General features: G+C 63.0%; 16 protein-coding genes. 7 read left to right on the forward strand and 9 right to left on the reverse strand.

Going from position 1 to position 16,440, the window contains the following annotated elements:
* Positions 1 to 141: 141 nt before the first annotated feature.
* A complete protein-coding gene (gene katB / locus C4K27_RS26910; RefSeq protein WP_009045732.1) occupies positions 142 to 1,683 on the reverse strand; it encodes a catalase KatB in 1,542 nt (513 codons plus the stop codon).
* Positions 1,684 to 1,969: 286 nt separating this feature from the next.
* On the opposite strand from katB, the gene mscL reads away from it, so the two are divergent.
* Positions 1,970 to 2,383, forward strand: a complete 414-nt coding sequence (gene mscL / locus C4K27_RS26915; RefSeq protein WP_053262753.1) for a large-conductance mechanosensitive channel protein MscL — start codon at positions 1,970 to 1,972, stop codon at positions 2,381 to 2,383.
* A 56-nt stretch (positions 2,384 to 2,439) separates the two neighbouring features.
* Here the strand turns inward: mscL and C4K27_RS26920 are convergent, their stop codons facing one another.
* Positions 2,440 to 3,216, reverse strand: a complete 777-nt coding sequence (locus C4K27_RS26920) for a ferredoxin--NADP reductase (protein ID WP_053262754.1) — start codon at positions 3,214 to 3,216, stop codon at positions 2,440 to 2,442.
* A gap of 228 nt (positions 3,217 to 3,444) precedes the next feature.
* On the opposite strand from C4K27_RS26920, the gene C4K27_RS26925 reads away from it, so the two are divergent.
* Entirely contained in the window at positions 3,445 to 4,569 is a 1,125-nt protein-coding gene (locus C4K27_RS26925; protein WP_053262755.1) for a methyltransferase, read from the forward strand.
* A gap of 211 nt (positions 4,570 to 4,780) precedes the next feature.
* Here C4K27_RS26925 and C4K27_RS26930 read toward each other — a convergent pair whose 3' ends face one another.
* From C4K27_RS26930 to C4K27_RS26940, 3 genes are all read right to left on the reverse strand, one after another.
* Positions 4,781 to 4,948 (reverse strand): DUF2474 domain-containing protein, encoded by a 168-nt coding sequence (locus tag C4K27_RS26930; RefSeq protein ID WP_023969448.1) that lies wholly within the window; start codon positions 4,946 to 4,948, stop codon positions 4,781 to 4,783.
* A gap of 91 nt (positions 4,949 to 5,039) precedes the next feature.
* On the reverse strand, positions 5,040 to 6,047 hold the full coding sequence (gene cydB / locus C4K27_RS26935) for a cytochrome d ubiquinol oxidase subunit II (RefSeq protein WP_053262756.1): 1,008 nt from the start codon (positions 6,045 to 6,047) through the stop codon (positions 5,040 to 5,042).
* Between the two features lie 3 nt (positions 6,048 to 6,050).
* The gene (locus C4K27_RS26940; protein WP_053262757.1) at positions 6,051 to 7,487 is read right to left on the reverse strand and encodes a cytochrome ubiquinol oxidase subunit I; all 1,437 of its coding nucleotides are present in this window, start codon (positions 7,485 to 7,487) and stop codon (positions 6,051 to 6,053) included.
* Between the two features lie 501 nt (positions 7,488 to 7,988).
* On the opposite strand from C4K27_RS26940, the gene C4K27_RS26945 reads away from it, so the two are divergent.
* Positions 7,989 to 9,257 carry an MFS transporter gene (locus tag C4K27_RS26945; protein ID WP_053262758.1) on the forward strand — a complete coding sequence of 423 codons (1,269 nt, stop codon included), beginning with the start codon at positions 7,989 to 7,991 and terminating at the stop codon, positions 9,255 to 9,257.
* Between the two features lie 21 nt (positions 9,258 to 9,278).
* Here the strand turns inward: C4K27_RS26945 and C4K27_RS26950 are convergent, their stop codons facing one another.
* From C4K27_RS26950 to C4K27_RS26960, 3 genes are all read right to left on the reverse strand, one after another.
* Complete coding sequence (locus tag C4K27_RS26950; protein ID WP_053262759.1) at positions 9,279 to 9,557, reverse strand: hypothetical protein; 279 nt, start codon at positions 9,555 to 9,557, stop codon at positions 9,279 to 9,281.
* A gap of 242 nt (positions 9,558 to 9,799) precedes the next feature.
* Positions 9,800 to 10,351, reverse strand: a complete 552-nt coding sequence (locus C4K27_RS26955) for a DJ-1 family glyoxalase III (protein ID WP_009050978.1) — start codon at positions 10,349 to 10,351, stop codon at positions 9,800 to 9,802.
* Positions 10,352 to 10,420: 69 nt separating this feature from the next.
* A complete protein-coding gene (locus tag C4K27_RS26960) occupies positions 10,421 to 10,870 on the reverse strand; it encodes a DUF4879 domain-containing protein (RefSeq protein ID WP_053262760.1) in 450 nt (149 codons plus the stop codon).
* 205 nt (positions 10,871 to 11,075) lie between these two features.
* Here C4K27_RS26960 and C4K27_RS26965 point away from each other — a divergent pair, with 205 nt between their 5' ends.
* From C4K27_RS26965 to C4K27_RS26980, 4 genes are all read left to right on the forward strand, one after another.
* Positions 11,076 to 12,371 carry an NCS2 family permease gene (locus C4K27_RS26965; protein WP_009045742.1) on the forward strand — a complete coding sequence of 432 codons (1,296 nt, stop codon included), beginning with the start codon at positions 11,076 to 11,078 and terminating at the stop codon, positions 12,369 to 12,371.
* Positions 12,368 to 13,447 (forward strand): tRNA (uridine(54)-C5)-methyltransferase TrmA, encoded by a 1,080-nt coding sequence (gene trmA / locus C4K27_RS26970; protein ID WP_053262761.1) that lies wholly within the window; start codon positions 12,368 to 12,370, stop codon positions 13,445 to 13,447. Before C4K27_RS26965 ends, trmA begins: the two co-directional genes overlap by 4 nt.
* A gap of 334 nt (positions 13,448 to 13,781) precedes the next feature.
* Positions 13,782 to 14,231, forward strand: coding sequence for a type II 3-dehydroquinate dehydratase (aroQ, locus tag C4K27_RS26975; RefSeq protein WP_053262762.1), 450 nt, complete (start codon positions 13,782 to 13,784; stop codon positions 14,229 to 14,231).
* Positions 14,228 to 15,082, forward strand: a complete 855-nt coding sequence (locus C4K27_RS26980; protein ID WP_053262763.1) for a shikimate dehydrogenase — start codon at positions 14,228 to 14,230, stop codon at positions 15,080 to 15,082. Before aroQ ends, C4K27_RS26980 begins: the two co-directional genes overlap by 4 nt.
* A gap of 86 nt (positions 15,083 to 15,168) precedes the next feature.
* Here the strand turns inward: C4K27_RS26980 and C4K27_RS26985 are convergent, their stop codons facing one another.
* Positions 15,169 to 16,368: a benzoate/H(+) symporter BenE family transporter gene (locus C4K27_RS26985; protein WP_053262764.1), complete on the reverse strand. Its 1,200-nt coding sequence runs from the start codon at positions 16,366 to 16,368 to the stop codon at positions 15,169 to 15,171.
* Between the last annotated feature and the right edge of the window lie 72 nt (positions 16,369 to 16,440).

Genomic DNA, 16,440 nt, shown 5'->3' on the forward strand with positions numbered 1-16,440 from the left:
CGATGACTTCAACCGGGGCAAATACGCTCGTCAGTTAGAACGCCATCACCGGTATTGGGGCCGCTTTACGGCCTTTCGCGGGCAAGCCTCGCGCCTATATAAAGAGGAAGCGTCACGCCAGGGGCGTGACGCGGGGTGGGATCAATCCGACAGCTTGGCGGCCAGGGCCTTGACCCGGGCCAGGTCGCCCTTGGCCACCTTGGTCACGCCAGTGCCGTACTCCGGATCGGCCTTGTAGAGGAACGACAGCATGATGTGCTTGCTCTCGTCATCGGTGGTCGCCAGGGAACCGCCGAAGTTCTCGATCAGGTCCTGACGCTCCTTCTGGCTCAGCGAACGATACAGATCGCCGGCCTGCTTGAAGTTCTGCTCACGCTGGATCTTCGCCTGCTGGGTGCTGCCACTCAGCGCCAGCTGGCTGTAACGCGCGCTTTGCGGCTCTTCACGCGGCATCAGGCGGCTCGGCTGGTAGTTCACGCCGGTGCTGGTGCTGCCGCTGTTCATCGCGCCGTCCTGGTTGCCATTGTTCACCGCGACTTTCGGCGCGTTGATCGGCAATTGCAGGGCGTTGGCGCCCAGGCGGTACAGCTGGGTATCGGCATAGGAGAACACCCGGCCTTGCAGCAGGCGGTCTTCCGACGGCTCGATGCCCGGCACCAGGTTGGCCGGGGCCATGGCCACCTGTTCGGTTTCCTGGAACACGTTGGCCGGGTTGCGGTTGAGCACCATCTGCCCGACCTTGCGCTCAGGCACGCCCGGCCAGATCTTGGTGGCATCCAGCGGGTCGAAATCGAACTTGGCCAGATCTTCCGGCTTCAGGACCTGGACATACAGGTCCCATTTCGGGAAGTCGCCCTTGTTGATATGCGTCACCAGGTCATTGGTCATATGGCTGTAATCGCGCCCCTGCACCTCGACCACTTGTTTGGGATCGAGGTTGTTGATGCCCTGCAAACTCTTCCAGTGAAACTTCACGTAATGCACTTCGCCCTTGGCATTCACCAACTTGTAGGCGTGCACGCCGTTACCGTCCATTTCCCGGTAACTGGCCGGAGTGCCGGAATTGGAATACAGCTCGGTCAGGGTCCGGGTGGCTTCCGGAACATGGGAGAAGAAATCGAAGCGCCGGGAATCGTCATCCAGGTTGGTGCGCGGATCAGGTTTGAATGCATGCACCATATCCGGGAATTTGATCGCGTCGCGAATAAAGAAAGTCGGGAAGTTGTTGCCGACCAGGTCCCAGTTACCGTCGGCGGTATAGAACTTGGTGGCAAAACCACGCGGGTCACGCAGGGTTTCCGGCGAATGGTTGCCATGCACTACCGCGGAAAAACGCACGAATACCGGTGTTACCTGGCCGGCGGCGAATACCTTGGCCTTGGTCAGGTCACTCAGGCTGTCGGTCACGGTGAAGGAACCATGGGCACCGGTACCACGGGCATGCACCACCCGCTCTGGAATGCGCTCGCGATCGAAACGCTGGAGCTTCTGGATCAACTGCACATCCTGCAGCAGTACCGGTCCGGTAGCGCCCGCGGTCTGCGAGTTCTGGTTATCGCCCACCGCGGCCCCGTTGTCGCGGGTCAGAGTGGCGGCCTGTACGGAGAGAGAAAGCATACTGGCGGCGAGTACGCCCAATACGCGTCGTTGGGAAAAACTCCCAAGGCCAATGATCATGGTCATGTTTTATTCCTCTGGTTTTAATCGAACGCATCCAGGTGCGCCTGTCAGAGGCTAGTGACCAAAGAGTCGAACTCTAAATAGAAAGGTCGCAACAGTCTGATTGAAAAAATATTCTGGTATGTAAGAGCAAGCGCGGGTATTTCGCGCGCGATTGATGGCACTTTGTAAACTATTTGCCGTTAACTCGGTCGATAACTGCGAACGCTGTAAGCAGTTGTTGCAAGCAAGATGCCTTGTGCTGAATTACACTGCGTTCACCAACCTCATCTGTAACAAGGAATAACCTATGGGCGTGCTAAGTGAGTTCAAGGCCTTCGCGGTCAAAGGTAATGTGGTCGACATGGCCGTCGGTATTATCATCGGCGCCGCATTCGGCAAGATCGTCTCGTCGTTTGTTGGTGATGTGGTGATGCCGCCAATCGGCTTGCTGATCGGTGGGGTGGACTTCAGTGATCTGGCGATCACGCTCAAGGACGCTGTCGGCGAGACGCCGGCCGTGGTGCTGGCCTACGGCAAATTCATCCAGAGCCTGATCGACTTCATCATCGTTGCCTTTGCCATCTTCATGGGTGTGAAGGCGATCAACCGCCTGAAGCGCGAAGAGGCCGTGGCGCCAACCCTGCCGCCGGTTCCGACCAAGGAAGAAGAACTGCTGGGCGAGATCCGCGACCTGCTCAAGGCGCAGAACAACAAGCCCTGAGACTCCTGCCGCAACAAAACGGCGCCCCTGCTGGTATTGCAGGCGGCGCCATTTTTTTACCAGTAGTTTTCCACCGCCACCTGCCCGGGCCGTCGGGTCAGGCTCAGGTGCATGTCCCGTTGTTTGAGCAAGGCGCGGGTGTCGTCGATCATCTGAGGGTTGCCGCAGAGCATCACTCGCGAGTGCTCGGCGCTCAGGGGTACGCCAGCGACCCGTTCCAGTTCGCCGCTCTCGATCAGATGGGTGATCCGCCCGTTGAGGCTGCCCGGATGCTGTTCACGGGTCACCGTGGTGATGACTTGCAGCTTGTGGGCAACTTCCGCCAGATAATCGCGCTGTTTCAGCTCGGCCAGCAATTGCTGATAAGCCAGTTCCTTGGCTTCGCGCACGCTGTAGACCAGGATGATCCGCTCGAATTTCTCCCAGACTTCGAAATCCTGCAGGATCGAAACAAAAGGCGCGATCCCGGTGCCGGTGGACAGCAGCCAGAGGTCGCGGCCATCGACGAAACGGTCCAGGGTCAGATAACCGAACGCCTGCCGGTCCACCATCAGGGTATCGCCCTCCCCCAGCCGGCTCAGCTCGCTGGTGAACTCACCGCCAGGCACGACGATGGAGAAGAACTCGAGAAACTCGTCGAAGGGCGAAGACACCATGGAGTACGCACGCCACACCGTGCTGCCATCGGCCTTGGTCACCCCCAGCCGGGCGAATTGCCCGGCGCGAAAGCGAAAACTCGCGTCCCGCGTGGCGCGCAGGGTAAACAGGCTGGGAGTCAGGGGCTGGACGTCGAGCAAGGTCTGGCGCGTGTATTTTTCTGCACTGGCAGTCATGGCAGGCTCCAATAAGCGAATGCCCTTAGTGTCCCGCAAAGCGCGCGGCAGAAACACCGGCGGTTTGTAATGGCATAGAGCGCGGGCAATCGAGCGCAAAAAAACGTACCATTGGCCCCCTCTTCGGGCACCTGCCACGCGGCCTGCGCGCCACCTGCCCGAACGGTCCAGCCCGCATCGCGCCCCTCCCGCCGGCAGGACATTCACCGATTACCAAGAGTCCGTCCCATGCCCCTGCTCGAAAGCCCCTTCGCCCAGCTCGACCTGATCCGCCAGCCCGAACAACAGAACGAGCCCCTGCAAGCTTTCGACGCGGCGGACGAGTACCTGCTCAATCACCTGGCCGAACAGCAGCCGACGGCGGACACCCGGGTGCTGGTGCTCAACGACAGTTTCGGCGCGCTGGCGGCCAGCCTGGTCGGACGCGTACAGGTGCAGAGCAGCGGCGATTCGTTTCTCGGCGCGCAGGCGCTGGAGAAAAACCTGGTGCGCAATGGCCTGCCATTCGACGCCGTAACAGTGGTACCGGCCAGCGAGCCGTTGACCGGGCCGTTCGACCGCGTACTGATCCGCGTGCCCAAGACCCTGGCCCTGCTGGAAGAACAGCTGATCCGCCTGCAAGGCCAACTGGCCCCGGGCGCCCAGGTGGTGGCGGCGGCGATGGTCAAGCACCTGCCGCGGGCCGCCGGCGACCTGCTGGAACGCTATATCGGCCCGGTACAGGCTTCGCTGGCGGTGAAAAAAGCCCGTTTACTGATCGCCACCCCGGAGGCGAAAACCCCGGCGGTTTCGCCCTACCCGACCCGCTACAAGCTCGACGAGCCCGCCATCGAGCTGCTCAACCACGCCAACGTGTTCTGCCGCGAAGGCCTGGACATCGGCACCCGCGCCTTCCTCCCGCACCTGCCGAAAAACCTCGGCAAGGCCCGGGTCGCGGACCTGGGGTGCGGCAACGGCGTGCTGGCCATCGCCAGCGCCCTGCACAACCCCGACGCCCATTACACCCTGGTGGACGAATCCTTCATGGCCGTGCAGTCGGCCCTGGAGAACTGGCGTGCGACCCTGGGCAAGCGCGAAGTGACCGTGCGCGCCGGCGATGGCCTGGCCGGCCAGGAACCGCAGTCGCTGGACGTGGTGCTGTGCAACCCGCCCTTCCACCAGCAACAGGTGGTCGGCGACTTCCTCGCCTGGCGCATGTTCCAGCAGGCCCGCGAAGCCCTGGTAGTGGGCGGCGCGCTGTACATCGTCGGCAACCGCCACCTGGGTTATCACAGCAAGCTGGCGCGGCTGTTCCGCGGCGTCGAGCAAGTGGCCGCCACGCCCAAGTTCGTGATCCTCAAAGCCCGCAAATAATCCCCTCTCTGTAGGAGCGAAGCTTGCTCGCGATACGTGCCACGCGGAATGCCTGAAGCACTGCGTTATCGTTCATCGCGAGCAATCGAGCCTCGACCGGCTGCTCCTACGAAAGAAAAAACGTAGCAACCCCAGACCAAAAAAAACCCTCCAGAGGAGGGCTATAAAACCGTGCCGCAAGGCAACGGGATGGGATGAGCGGTAGTAAAAATCAGTGTGTGGTCAGGCCCGCGGCGTTCATGAACATGCGCATCAGGCTGGCGACGATAAACAGCGCCAGCACGCTGCCGACCCAGATCCCGGCGAGCCAGCCCAGGCGCTGCCAGAGCGGTTTTTTCTCGGCTTCTTCGATTTCCTGCAACGTGGGTTTACCAGCCATCATCGAATACTCCTCTCGGAATGGAGACGATGGCGTCGCTCGGGGCGCCATCGCGAGCAGGTCCGCTCCCGCGCGGGGAGCGGCGCATTGACTAGTGGTAGCCGTCTTCGTGGGTGACCTTGCCGCGGAACACGTAGTAGCTCCAGAAGGTGTAACCCAGGATGAACGGGATGATGAACAGCGTGCCCACCAGCATGAAACCCTGGCTTTGCGGCGGCGCGGCGGCGTCCCAGATCGAGATCGACGGCGGCACGATGTTCGGCCACAGGCTGATGCCCAGGCCGCTGTAGCCGAGGAAGATCAGCACCAGGGTCAGCAGGAACGGCGTGTAGTGAGCATTGCGGGCCACCGCGCGCAGCAGGCCGTACATGGTCACCAGCACCAGGATCGGCACCGGCAGGAACCAGAACAGGTTCGGCAGGGTGAACCAGCGCGAAGCGATTTCCGGGTGGGCCAGCGGCGTCCAGATACTGACGACACCGATCACCGCCAGCAGCACGAAAGCCAACGGCCGCGCCAGGTCATGCATCTGCTCCTGCAGCTTGCCTTCGGTCTTCATGATCAGCCAGGTGCAGCCGAGCAAGGCATAGGCCACCACCAGCGCGACACCGCAGAACAGGGTGAACGGTGTGAACCAGTCCAGCGAACCGCCGGCGTACTGGCGGTCGACCACCGGCAGGCCATCGATGAAGGCGCCCAGCGCCAGCCCCTGGAAGAAGGTCGCCGCCACCGAACCGCCGATGAACGCCTTGTCCCAGATGTGGCGCTTGGCTTCCTTGGCCTTGAAGCGGAACTCGAAGGCCACGCCGCGGAAGATCAGGCCGATGAGCATCAGGATCAGCGGCATGTACAGCGCCGAGAGCACCACCGAATAGGCCAGCGGGAAGGCGCCGAACAGCGCGGCACCGCCCAGCACCAGCCAGGTTTCGTTGCCGTCCCAGACCGGGGCGACGGTGTTCATCATCACGTCACGGTCGCGGGAGTCCTTGACGAACGGGAAGAGAATCCCGATCCCCAGGTCGAACCCGTCCATGACCACGTACATCATGATGCCGAAGATGATGATCACGGCCCAGATCAGCGGAAGATCGATACCCATGACTCAATTCCCCTTGTTCAGGCTGGTGCCGTTGTCTTCGGCATCGTCGTCGGCGGCCGACAGCGGACGGGCCGGCGTGCGTTTCTGGCCAGGACCACCGTGGCTGACTTCCGCGCCTTCGTTGGTCTTCGGCCCTTTGCGCACCAGGCGCATCATGTAGCCGATACCGACCCCGAACAGCGAGAAATACACCACGACAAACAGCGCCAGGGTGATGCTCATCTGCATCAGGCTATGCCCGGACGAAGCGTCCGCGGTACGCATCAGCCCGTAGACCACCCACGGCTGGCGGCCGATCTCGGTGGTGAACCAGCCGGCGAGGATCGCGATCAGGCCGGACGGGCCCATCCACAGCGCCAGGTACAGGAACGCACGGTTCTGGTAGATGCGGTCACGCTTGCGCAGCCACAGGCTCCACAGGCCGGTGAGGATCATCAGCATGCCCAGGCCGACCATGATCCGGAACGACCAGAACACGATGGTCGAATTCGGCCGGTCCTCTGGCGGGAACTCCTTGAGCGCCGGCACCTGTTTATCCAGCGAGTGGGTGAGGATGAGGCTGCCCAGATACGGGATCTCGACGGCGAACTTGGTCTTTTCAGCCTTCATGTCCGGCCAGCCGAACAGGATCAGCGGAGTCGGCTCGTTACCGACGTTTTCCCAATGCCCTTCGATCGCGGCGATTTTCGCCGGCTGGTGCTTGAGGGTATTGAGGCCGTGGAAGTCGCCGATCACGGCCTGGATCGGCGCGACGATCAGGGCCATCCACATGGCCATCGACAGCATGCGGCGGATTGCCGGGTTATCGCGGCCGCGCAGCAGATGCCAGGCAGCGGACGAACCGACGAAGAACGCGGTGGCGACAAAGGCGGCCGTGGCCATGTGCGCCAGGCGGTACGGGAACGACGGGTTGAACACCACCGCCAGCCAGTCCACTGGAATCACTCGGCCGTCGATGATTTCGTAGCCTTGCGGGGTCTGCATCCAGCTGTTGGACGAGAGAATCCAGAAGGTCGAAATCAGCGTACCGATGGCCACCATCACGGTGGCGAAGAAGTGCAGCTTGCGCCCGACCCGGTTCCAGCCGAACAGCATCACGCCGAGGAAGCCGGCTTCGAGGAAGAATGCGGTGAGCACTTCGTACGTCAGCAGCGGCCCGGTAACGGAGCCGGCAAAATCGGAGAAGCGGCTCCAGTTGGTGCCGAACTGGTAGGCCATGACCAGGCCCGAGACCACCCCCATGCCGAAGTTGACGGCGAAGATCTTCGACCAGAAGTGGTACAGGTCACGGTAGGTATCGTCGCGGGTCTTGAGCCACAAACCTTCGAGCACCGCCAGGTAGCTCGCCAGACCGATGGTGATGGCGGGGAACAGGATGTGGAACGAGATGGTGAACGCGAACTGAATTCGGGCGAGATCTAGTGCCTCCAAACCGAACATAAGCTTTCCTCTGTCAGGTAATACCGGCTGCCGGCTGGAGGCCTGCACCCACTGCCCCCACGGATCTGGAGTGTGGCGAATTCGAATTCGTTCTTTTTAAACCCATCGCAACGCAGGGAGTCTGGCCATCAGGCCACCAGACCCAACCTTGCAAAAGGTTTTGATCTGGATCAATCAACGCTGAAAGAGTAGTCGCATTTTCGCCGTTGGTTTGTGTGGTCTTTTGTCGCGTGACAGGTTGCCTCACCACGTCAAGCACGGGGTTTCCCCGAAGTTTTGCTCTCCCTGTAGCCGCTGCCGCAGGCTGCGATCGACCGGAACGGTCGTGGCGATTTCTGCTCCGTCGAAGGTCCTTCGGCCCTTATCGCAGCCTGCGGCAGCGGCTACAGGGATTGGGCTATTTCGAATAAACGGGATAGATGCGGGGCTAACGATTCTGCAACTATTGGTTACATCTTGGTGATAACCTCGCCTTACTCCACGCCCAGACCTGCCTTTCAGATGCCCAGCCAACACCCTCTGCTGCTTCGCCATCACCGTCCGTTCATTGCTTTCTGGCTGGCGCGGATCTTCACCGCCAGCGGCTTCCAGATGCTCACCGTGGCCATCGGCTGGAACCTCTACCAACTGACCGGCAACGTGCTCGACCTGGGCCTGGTCGGGCTGGTGGAGTTCGCGCCGCGGGTGCTGTTCATGCTGCACACCGGGCATGTGGCGGACCGCTATGACCGACGCAAGGTGGCAGCCATCTGCCAGTCGCTGCAGGCGCTGATCGCCCTGTCCCTGGCCATCGGCAGCGCCACCCATAACGTCACTCGCGAGATGATCTTCATCCTCGCGTTCCTGCTGGGCGCCGCCCGCTCCTTCGAGATGCCGACCACCCAGGCGCTGCTGCCGAGCATCGTGCCCAGCGCGCTGTTCCCCCGCGCCGTGGCAGCCGCGCAGTCCGCCCAGCAATCGGCGACCATCGTCGCGCCGGCCCTCGGCGGCCTGCTCTACGCCTTTGGCAGCGTATGGGTTTATGGCCCGACCGTGCTGCTGTATGTGATCGCCTGCTGCCTGATGCTCAACCTGCCCGCGCGGCAGACGCCGCTGAACAAGGGCAAGGCCACCCTGGACTCGCTGCTCGCCGGGGTACGCTTCATTCGCAGCCGCCCGGACATTCTCGGGGCGATCTCCCTGGACCTGTTCGCCGTATTGCTGGGCGGCGCCACCGCCCTGCTGCCGGTGTTCGCCAAGGACATCCTGCTCACCGGCGCCTGGGGCCTGGGCCTGCTGCGCTCGGCACCGGCGGTGGGGGCGCTGCTGATGTCGCTGTGGCTGGCGCGCTTTGCGGTCGACCGCCATGTCGGCCGGGTGATGTTCACCGCTGTCGGCGTGTTCGGCGTCGCCACCATCGCCTTCGGCCTGTCGACCTCGTTCTGGTTTTCGCTTGCGGTGCTGGTGGTGCTGGGCGCGGCGGACATGATCAGCATGGTGATCCGCGCCTCCTTCGTGCAACTGGAAACCCCGGACGAAATGCGCGGCCGGGTCAGCGCCGTCAACGGCCTGTTCATCGGCGCTTCCAACCAGCTCGGCGAGTTCGAGTCCGGGCTCACCGCCCACTGGTTCGGCACCGTGCCGGCGGTGGTGCTGGGCGGAGTCGGCACCCTGCTGGTGACCGGGGTGTGGATAAAACTGTTCCCGACCCTGGCCCGTCGCGATCGCATGCATGGGCCGGTGGAAGAGGCGAAGACCGAGGCCGCTCCTGCTGGAAGCGGCCAGGCATAAGGCTCAACGACTCAGCTAGGCCTAGATAAAGGCTCGTCGCTGTGCCACCTCCAGCAGGTCGCAACCGTCCTGAGTCAGCACATAGAGCACATCGATAATGTGCGGAATGTCTTTCACGTCACCATGGCTGAAGTTCAGGCAGTTCAAAGTTTCCAACAGGTTGGCGGCAGCGCGGATGCGCTGTTGTGCAGCGGCGTGCAGGTCTTCCGAAGACGCGCGAGCATCAATGAAGAAAACTCCTGGGTTGTTTATGTTGGATTTGAGCGGGAGAAAGCGGGGAGTGTCTGTTGAGATATTCATCGGCAAATCCTTATTGGTCATGAACCCACTGAACTGAACAACAATCCAGTGCCCACAAAGCTTGAATGCAACAAAGCCTTCTTATTTGCGGGTGACCAAACCCGATCGCAGATTTCAAAGCGACGGTCAGGACTATAGGGTTAGACAGAGATCAAGGACAAGAAAGGGTTCGTGAGTCTTTATTACTGGCTTCCGACTGAAAGTCGGAAGCCAGTAATAAAGACGTTTCGCTGGATAGCACCCTAAACCAGCAACTCCCCCTCCACCACCGTCCGCCGGCCCCTGCCGCACAGTTGTTCCACCAGGGTCAGGGCAAAACTCAGGGCCGCCCCCGAGCCTTGCGCGGTGATGCAGTTGCCATCCACCACCACCGGCTGGTCGACGAAGTTGCAGCCCGACAGCTGATGGCTGGCGCTGGGCAGGCAGGTCATGCGCCGCTGGCGCAGCACCCCGTAACTCTGCAAGGCCAGGGCCGGCGCTTCGGCGATGCCGGCGAACAGGCGCCCGGCGGCGGCCTGGTCCTTGACCAATTGCATCAGGGGTTGATGGGCCGCCAGGTGCTGCGCGCCGACAGCGCCACCGGGCAGCACAATCAGGTCGAAGTTCTGGGCCAGCACATCCACCAGCATGCCGTCGGCGGTCATCCGGGTGCCGCGGGCGCAGGTGAGCATGCGCCGCCCTTCGATACTGGCCACCAGCACTTCGACTTGAGCACGGCGCAGCACATCGATCAGGGTCACGCTTTGCAGGTCGTCGACACCCTCGGCGAGGGGAATCAGGGCTCTAAAGGTCATGGGCTGTGTCCGCGGTAGGGTCTTTAAAGCTTAGTCAGCTTTAAAGCCCTCCGCGTTCGGACACGGCCGTCACTTGATGTAGATCTGCGCGCTCATGCTGTTGCCCGGCGCGTTGAGCGAGGTGTTGCTGAAGGTAAAGGTGCCTTCCTGCTTGCCAGCCAGGTCGAAGGTATAGATGTAGCCGACGGTGACCCCGGAGTTGCCGCACGGCACCAGGCTGGACCCCTCTTCGCAGACCGCCGCGCGCGTGCCGTTGACCTCGAAGCCGTCCAGTGTCACCCGGGGCTGGCGGCCATAGCCGATTTCCAGCACGTACACCTTGATGTTCGGGCCCTGGTGATCGCAGGCGGTCTTGTCGCGTCCGTCCGACACATCCTCCAGGCCGCAGGACTGCGACTCGACCTTGAGGATTTCCACCTGGCTCAAGGGTGGCGCGGAACGGGCCATGGCCGGCGCCGTGCCCAACCACAGGCTGCTGGCCACTACCGCCAGGGCCATCGTTTTTATCGTGCTGTGCATAAGTCCCCCCAAAACGTCGGCGCAGTATGCCCCAGTCGCCACTCGGGCAAAACATCGCCGAGGATCGCAGCCATAGCCCTGCGCTGCTGGTATGATGCGCGGCTTTTTCCGACCCGCACAAAATCCCCGGACGCTTTTTCAGGGTCTGTGCTTTGCTGTCTGGGTCGATACATTCACGGCGCCCTGCGCGCCACGGGGAGCAGACATGCTGGAAAGGCTGTTTCAACTCAAGGCACACAACACCAATGTGCGGACCGAGATTCTCGCGGGCCTCACCACCTTCCTGGCCATGGCCTACATTCTCTTCGTCAACCCGAGCATCCTCGGCGAGACCGGCATGGACAAGGGTGCGGTGTTTGTCGCCACCTGCCTGGCCGCCGCCATCGGCTCGACCGTGATGGGCCTGATCGCCAACTACCCGATCGCCCTGGCTCCAGGCATGGGCCTGAACGCCTTCTTCACCTACACCGTGGTCCTGCACATGGGCCATACCTGGCAAGTGGCGCTGGGCGCGGTGTTCATTTCGGCGGTGCTGTTCTTCCTGCTGTCGATCTTCAAGATCCGCGAATGGATCATCAACAGCATCCCGCTGCCGCTGCGCTCGGCGATCGCCGCCGGTATCGGCCTGTTCCTGGCGCTGATCGCCCTGCACAACGCCGGCATCGTGGTCAGCAACCCGGCGACCATGGTCGGCCTCGGTGATCTGAAGCAACCAGCCCCGATCCTCGCGACCCTGGGCTTCGCCCTGATCGTCGCCCTGGAAGCCCTGAAAGTCCGCGGCGCGGTCCTGATCGGCATCCTCTCGGTGACCATCGTCTCCATCGCCCTGGGCTTCACCCCGTTCGGCGGCGTGACCTCGATGCCGCCTTCGCTGGCGCCGACCTTCCTGCAACTGGACATCAAGGGCGCGCTGGACATCGGCCTGGTCAGCGTGATCTTCGCCTTCCTGTTCGTCGACCTGTTCGACAACTCCGGCACCCTGATCGGCGTCGCCAAGCGCGCCGGCCTGATGGGCAAGGACGGCCACATGCCGAAAATGGGCCGGGCCCTGATTGCCGACAGCACCGCAGCCATGGCCGGCTCCCTGCTGGGCACCTCGACCACCACCAGCTACATCGAATCCGCCGCCGGCGTCAGCGCCGGTGGCCGTACCGGCCTGACCGCCATCGTCGTGGCGATCCTGTTCCTCCTGGCGCTGTTCTTCTCGCCGCTGGCGGCCAGCGTGCCAGCTTTCGCCACCGCCCCGGCCCTGCTGTTCGTCGCAGTGCTGATGACGTCGGGCCTGGCGGAAATAGACTGGGACGACATCACGGTCGCAGCGCCGGTGGTGGTCACCGCCCTGGCCATGCCGTTCACCTATTCCATCGCCAACGGCATCGCCTTCGGCTTCATTGCCTGGACCGCGATCAAGCTGCTGTCGGGCCGCGCCCGTGAGCTGAACGCGCCGCTGGTGATCCTGTCGGTATTGTTTGTGATCAAGTTGGGTTGGTTCAACGCATGACTTTCGATTCCCAGGCTTACGCCACCCAGCTCGCCGACAAGGTCGCGCGCCTGCGTGAACTGCTGGCGCCGTTCGATGCCCCCGAGCCACAGGTCTTCGATTCGCCGTTGCAGCACTTCCGCCTGCGCGCGGAGTTCCGCCTGTGGCGCGAAGCCGGCGAGCGTCATTACGCGATGTTTTCCCAGGAAGACAAACGCACGCCGATCCTGATCGAAGAATTCCCCATCGCCAGCCTGCGCATCAATCAGCTGATGCCGCGACTCAAGGCCGCCTGGCAAGCCAGCAGCGCCTTGAGCCACAAGCTGTTCCAGGTCGAGTTCCTCACCACCCTGGCCGGCGACGCGATGATCACCCTGTGTTATCACCGCCCGCTGGACGAGCACTGGCACGCCGCGGCGAACCAGTTAGCGACCGACCTGAACGTCAGCGTCATTGGCCGTTCCAAGGGCAAGCGCGAAGTGATCGGCCACGATTACGTGGTGGAGAAACTCGAAGTCGGCGGGCGCACCTTCAGCTACCGCCAGCCCGAAGGCGCCTTCACCCAGCCCAACGGCACGGTCAACCAGAAGATGCTCAACTGGGCCTACGACGCCCTGGGCGATCGTCCGGACGACCTGCTGGAACTGTACTGCGGCAACGGCAACTTCACCCTGCCCCTGGCCACCCGGGTGCGCAAGGTGCTGGCCACCGAGATCAGCAAGACCTCGGTCAACGCGGCCCTGAGCAACCTCAGCGAAAACGCGGTGGAGAACGTCACCCTGGTGCGCCTGTCCGCCGAAGAGCTGACCGAAGCCTTGAACGAAGTGCGTCCGTTCCGCCGCCTGCAGGGCGTGGACCTGAAGAGCTACGAGTTCGGCAGCGTGTTCGTCGACCCGCCGCGCGCCGGCATGGACCCGGACACCTGCGAGCTGACCCGGCGCTTCGACAACATCCTGTACATCTCGTGCAACCCGCAAACCCTGGCGGCCAACATCGCCCAGTTGCACGACACCCACCGCATCACCCGCTGCGCGATGTTCGACCAGTTCCCGTGGACCCACCACATGGAATCCGGGGTCTTGCTGACCCGGCGTTGATGGCCTGTCGCGAACCACAAAAAAGCCGTCCCTGCGACGGCTTTTTTGTGGCTGCGCCCTTTCATGACAACGCCTGCGCCTTGTGCGCTGCCACCTTTATCGATGAACCCTCGCCTGGCGTGATTGAGGCCGGTCCGCAAGCTCCGGCAACCCTGGCCAGGCGGCAAGCAATTCGCTGGCAGCGGCATGAACATGTTCGATCACCGAACACTTAATGACAGGACCTGCCTTGCCTTCTCCCGTCGCAATTGACCAAATTAACTAGTTAGTACAATTTAGCCCCAACCGCTGGCCGCTCAAGCCACGCCCACAATAACAACGGAGAACTCCCCCCATGCGCCCTATCGTTCTGGTGCTCAACGGCCCGAACCTGAACCTGCTTGGCACCCGCGAACCCGCCACCTATGGTCACGAGACCCTGGCCGACATTTCCGCCCAGTGCGGACGTGCCGCCGAGGAGTTCGGCCTGACTGTGGAGTTTCGCCAGACCAACCACGAAGGCGAACTGCTGGACTGGATTCACGGCGCCCGTGGCCGTTGCGCCGGGATCGTGATCAACCCGGCGGCCTGGACCCACACCTCGGTGGCGATCCGCGATGCCCTGGTGGCCAGTGAGTTGCCGGTGATCGAAGTGCACCTGTCGAACGTCCACGCCCGCGAACCGTTCCGCCATCACTCCTTTGTCTCGGGCATCGCCCTAGCAGTAATGTGCGGCTTTGGCAGCCATGGCTATCGCCTGGCACTGGCGCATTTCAGCCAGCGTTTTCAAGGAGCCCAGGCATGACCCAGCAGAACACAGTACTGGCCGGACTGATCGGCGCCGGCATCCAGGCCTCGCGCACCCCGGCGCTGCATGAGCACGAAGGCGACGCCCAGGGCCTGCGTTATCTGTACCGGCTGATCGACCTGGACCAGCTGCAACTCGACAGCAACGCCCTGCCCGACCTGCTGCTGGCCGCCGAGCGCATGAACTTCACCGGGTTGAACATCACCTTTCCCTGCAAGCAAAACATCATCCCGCTGCTCGACGAGCTGTCGCCGGAAGCCCGCGGCATCGGCGCGGTGAACACCGTGGTGCTCAAGGACGGCAAGCGCATCGGCCACAACACCGATTGCCTGGGTTTTGCCGAGGGTTTCCGTCGCGGCTTGCAGGGCGTGGCCCTCGCGCGCGTGGTGCAGATGGGCGCCGGCGGCGCCGGTGCGGCGGTGGCCCATGCGCTGCTCAGCGAAGGCGTGCAGCAGTTGAGCATCTTCGACGTGGAAAGCGCCCGCGCCCAGAGCCTGGCGGATAACCTCAACCAGCATTTCGGCCCCGGCCGGGCCAAGGCCGGCGTCGACCTGCCCGCCACCCTGGCTGCCGCCGACGGCCTGGTGAACACCACGCCCGTGGGCATGGCCAAGCTGCCGGGCATGCCGGTACCGGTCGAGTTGCTGCGTCCTGGATTGTGGGTCGCGGAGATCGTCTACTTCCCCCTGGAAACCGAGCTGCTGCACAACGCCCGAGCCCTCGGTTGCCGCACCCTGGACGGCGGCAACATGGCGGTGTTTCAGGCGGTGAAGGCGTTCGAGCTGTTCAGCGGCGTGGCGCCGGATGCCCAGCGCATGCTCGCGCATTTCCAGAGCATGAATGGCTGACAGTGCCTGACCGGGTCAGTGCGGGGCTGTGATCGGCTCCGCTCTCGGCAGGTGCCTGCCGCACTCCCCACGGCCATGCATGGCGATTAGGCGCGCTCATGGCGACCGGCTGGCCGCAGCCGTCCGTGCATCACGCCGTGCGCCAGCAACCCCGCCAGCAAGCCCCAGAATGCGCCGCCCAACCCGAACAAGGTGATATTGGCGGCGGTCGCCAGGAAGGTGATCAAGGCGGTTTCCCGGCCACTCGGCTCGACCAGCGCGGTGGCGAGGCTGCCGCCGATCGCGCCCAGCAGGGCCAGGCCCGCCAGGGTGGTGATAAAGGTCGCCGGCAGGACCACGAACAGCGCCGCCAGGGTGCTGCCGAAGATCCCCACCAGCAGGTAGAACACCCCACACGCGAGCCCGGCCAGATAACGCTTGGCCGGTTCTTCATGCGCCTCCTTGCCCGTGCAGATGGCGGCGGTAATGGCGGCGACGTTGAACGCATGGGAACCGAACGGCGCCATCAGCAAGGAGCCCAGGCCGGTGGCGGTGAGAATCGGATTGGCACTGGTCTTGAACCCATCGTTGCGCAGCACCAGCATGCCGGGCATGTACTGGCCGGTCAGGGTGATCAGAAACAACGGCAGGGCCACGCTCAGCAGCGCATTCAGCGAGAACACCGGCACGGTCGGCACCGGCAGGGCCGGCTTGAGTTCGAGGCTGGCGAAACTGACCTGCCCCAACCCGAGCAACAGCACGATGCCAATCAGCAACACCCCGACAATCGCATAACGCGCAGTAAAGCGCCGTAGCAGCACATAGCTGAGCAGCAGCGCGCCCACCAGCAAAGGATCGACCCCCGCGCCGTCGAAAGCGCCAATCCCGAAGCGCAACAGAATGCCCGCCAGCAGGCCCGCCGCGATCCCCGGCGGGATCAGCTTCACCAGCCGCTCGAAATAACCCGACATGCCCAGCACCACGAAGCCGGCAGCCGACAGCATGAAGGCGCCGATCATTTCCGGGTAAGGCGTGCTCGGCAGTACCGCGATCAGGAAGGCCGCGCCCGGTGTCGACCAGGCGGTAATGATCGGCTCGCGGTAGCGATAACTCAGCCAGGCGCCGGTCAGGCCGACGCCGATCGAGATCGACCAGATCCACGAGGCGGTCTGCTCCGGGCTCAGCCCGGCCGCCTTGGCCCCCTGGAAAACCAGAATGAAGGTTCCCCCGTAATTGACGATGACCGAGATCAGCGCGGCAACGCTTGGATGCAGCAGGTCAGCGATTCTGATGCTGGCGGTTTTCATCGGGGAAACCCTCTGGCGGTGTTGGCAAGGCGAGGGAGTATCCGCAGGTAATGGCCTATATAAAATATCCAC

Origin of the sequence: Pseudomonas chlororaphis subsp. chlororaphis (assembly GCF_003945765.1) — a bacterium.
In the GTDB taxonomy this organism is placed as follows: Bacteria; Pseudomonadota; Gammaproteobacteria; order Pseudomonadales; family Pseudomonadaceae; genus Aquipseudomonas; species Aquipseudomonas chlororaphis.

Excerpts from the sequence above, each read along its gene's own strand:
- katB (WP_009045732.1), bottom strand. The coding sequence starts at position 1,683 with ATGACCATGATCATTGGCCTTGGGAGTTTTTCCCAACGACGCGTATTG.
- C4K27_RS26930 (WP_023969448.1), bottom strand. The coding sequence starts at position 4,948 with ATGGCTGGTAAACCCACGTTGCAGGAAATCGAAGAAGCCGAGAAAAAA.
- C4K27_RS26960 (WP_053262760.1), bottom strand. The coding sequence starts at position 10,870 with ATGCACAGCACGATAAAAACGATGGCCCTGGCGGTAGTGGCCAGCAGC.
- trmA (WP_053262761.1), top strand. The coding sequence starts at position 12,368 with ATGACTTTCGATTCCCAGGCTTACGCCACCCAGCTCGCCGACAAGGTC.
- C4K27_RS26950 (WP_053262759.1), bottom strand. The coding sequence starts at position 9,557 with ATGAATATCTCAACAGACACTCCCCGCTTTCTCCCGCTCAAATCCAAC.
- C4K27_RS26940 (WP_053262757.1), bottom strand. The coding sequence starts at position 7,487 with ATGTTCGGTTTGGAGGCACTAGATCTCGCCCGAATTCAGTTCGCGTTC.
- C4K27_RS26965 (WP_009045742.1), top strand. The coding sequence starts at position 11,076 with ATGCTGGAAAGGCTGTTTCAACTCAAGGCACACAACACCAATGTGCGG.
- mscL (WP_053262753.1), top strand. The coding sequence starts at position 1,970 with ATGGGCGTGCTAAGTGAGTTCAAGGCCTTCGCGGTCAAAGGTAATGTG.
- C4K27_RS26985 (WP_053262764.1), bottom strand. The coding sequence starts at position 16,368 with ATGAAAACCGCCAGCATCAGAATCGCTGACCTGCTGCATCCAAGCGTT.
- C4K27_RS26920 (WP_053262754.1), bottom strand. The coding sequence starts at position 3,216 with ATGACTGCCAGTGCAGAAAAATACACGCGCCAGACCTTGCTCGACGTC.
- aroQ (WP_053262762.1), top strand. The coding sequence starts at position 13,782 with ATGCGCCCTATCGTTCTGGTGCTCAACGGCCCGAACCTGAACCTGCTT.
- C4K27_RS26955 (WP_009050978.1), bottom strand. The coding sequence starts at position 10,351 with ATGACCTTTAGAGCCCTGATTCCCCTCGCCGAGGGTGTCGACGACCTG.
- C4K27_RS26945 (WP_053262758.1), top strand. The coding sequence starts at position 7,989 with ATGCCCAGCCAACACCCTCTGCTGCTTCGCCATCACCGTCCGTTCATT.
- C4K27_RS26925 (WP_053262755.1), top strand. The coding sequence starts at position 3,445 with ATGCCCCTGCTCGAAAGCCCCTTCGCCCAGCTCGACCTGATCCGCCAG.
- cydB (WP_053262756.1), bottom strand. The coding sequence starts at position 6,047 with ATGGGTATCGATCTTCCGCTGATCTGGGCCGTGATCATCATCTTCGGC.
- C4K27_RS26980 (WP_053262763.1), top strand. The coding sequence starts at position 14,228 with ATGACCCAGCAGAACACAGTACTGGCCGGACTGATCGGCGCCGGCATC.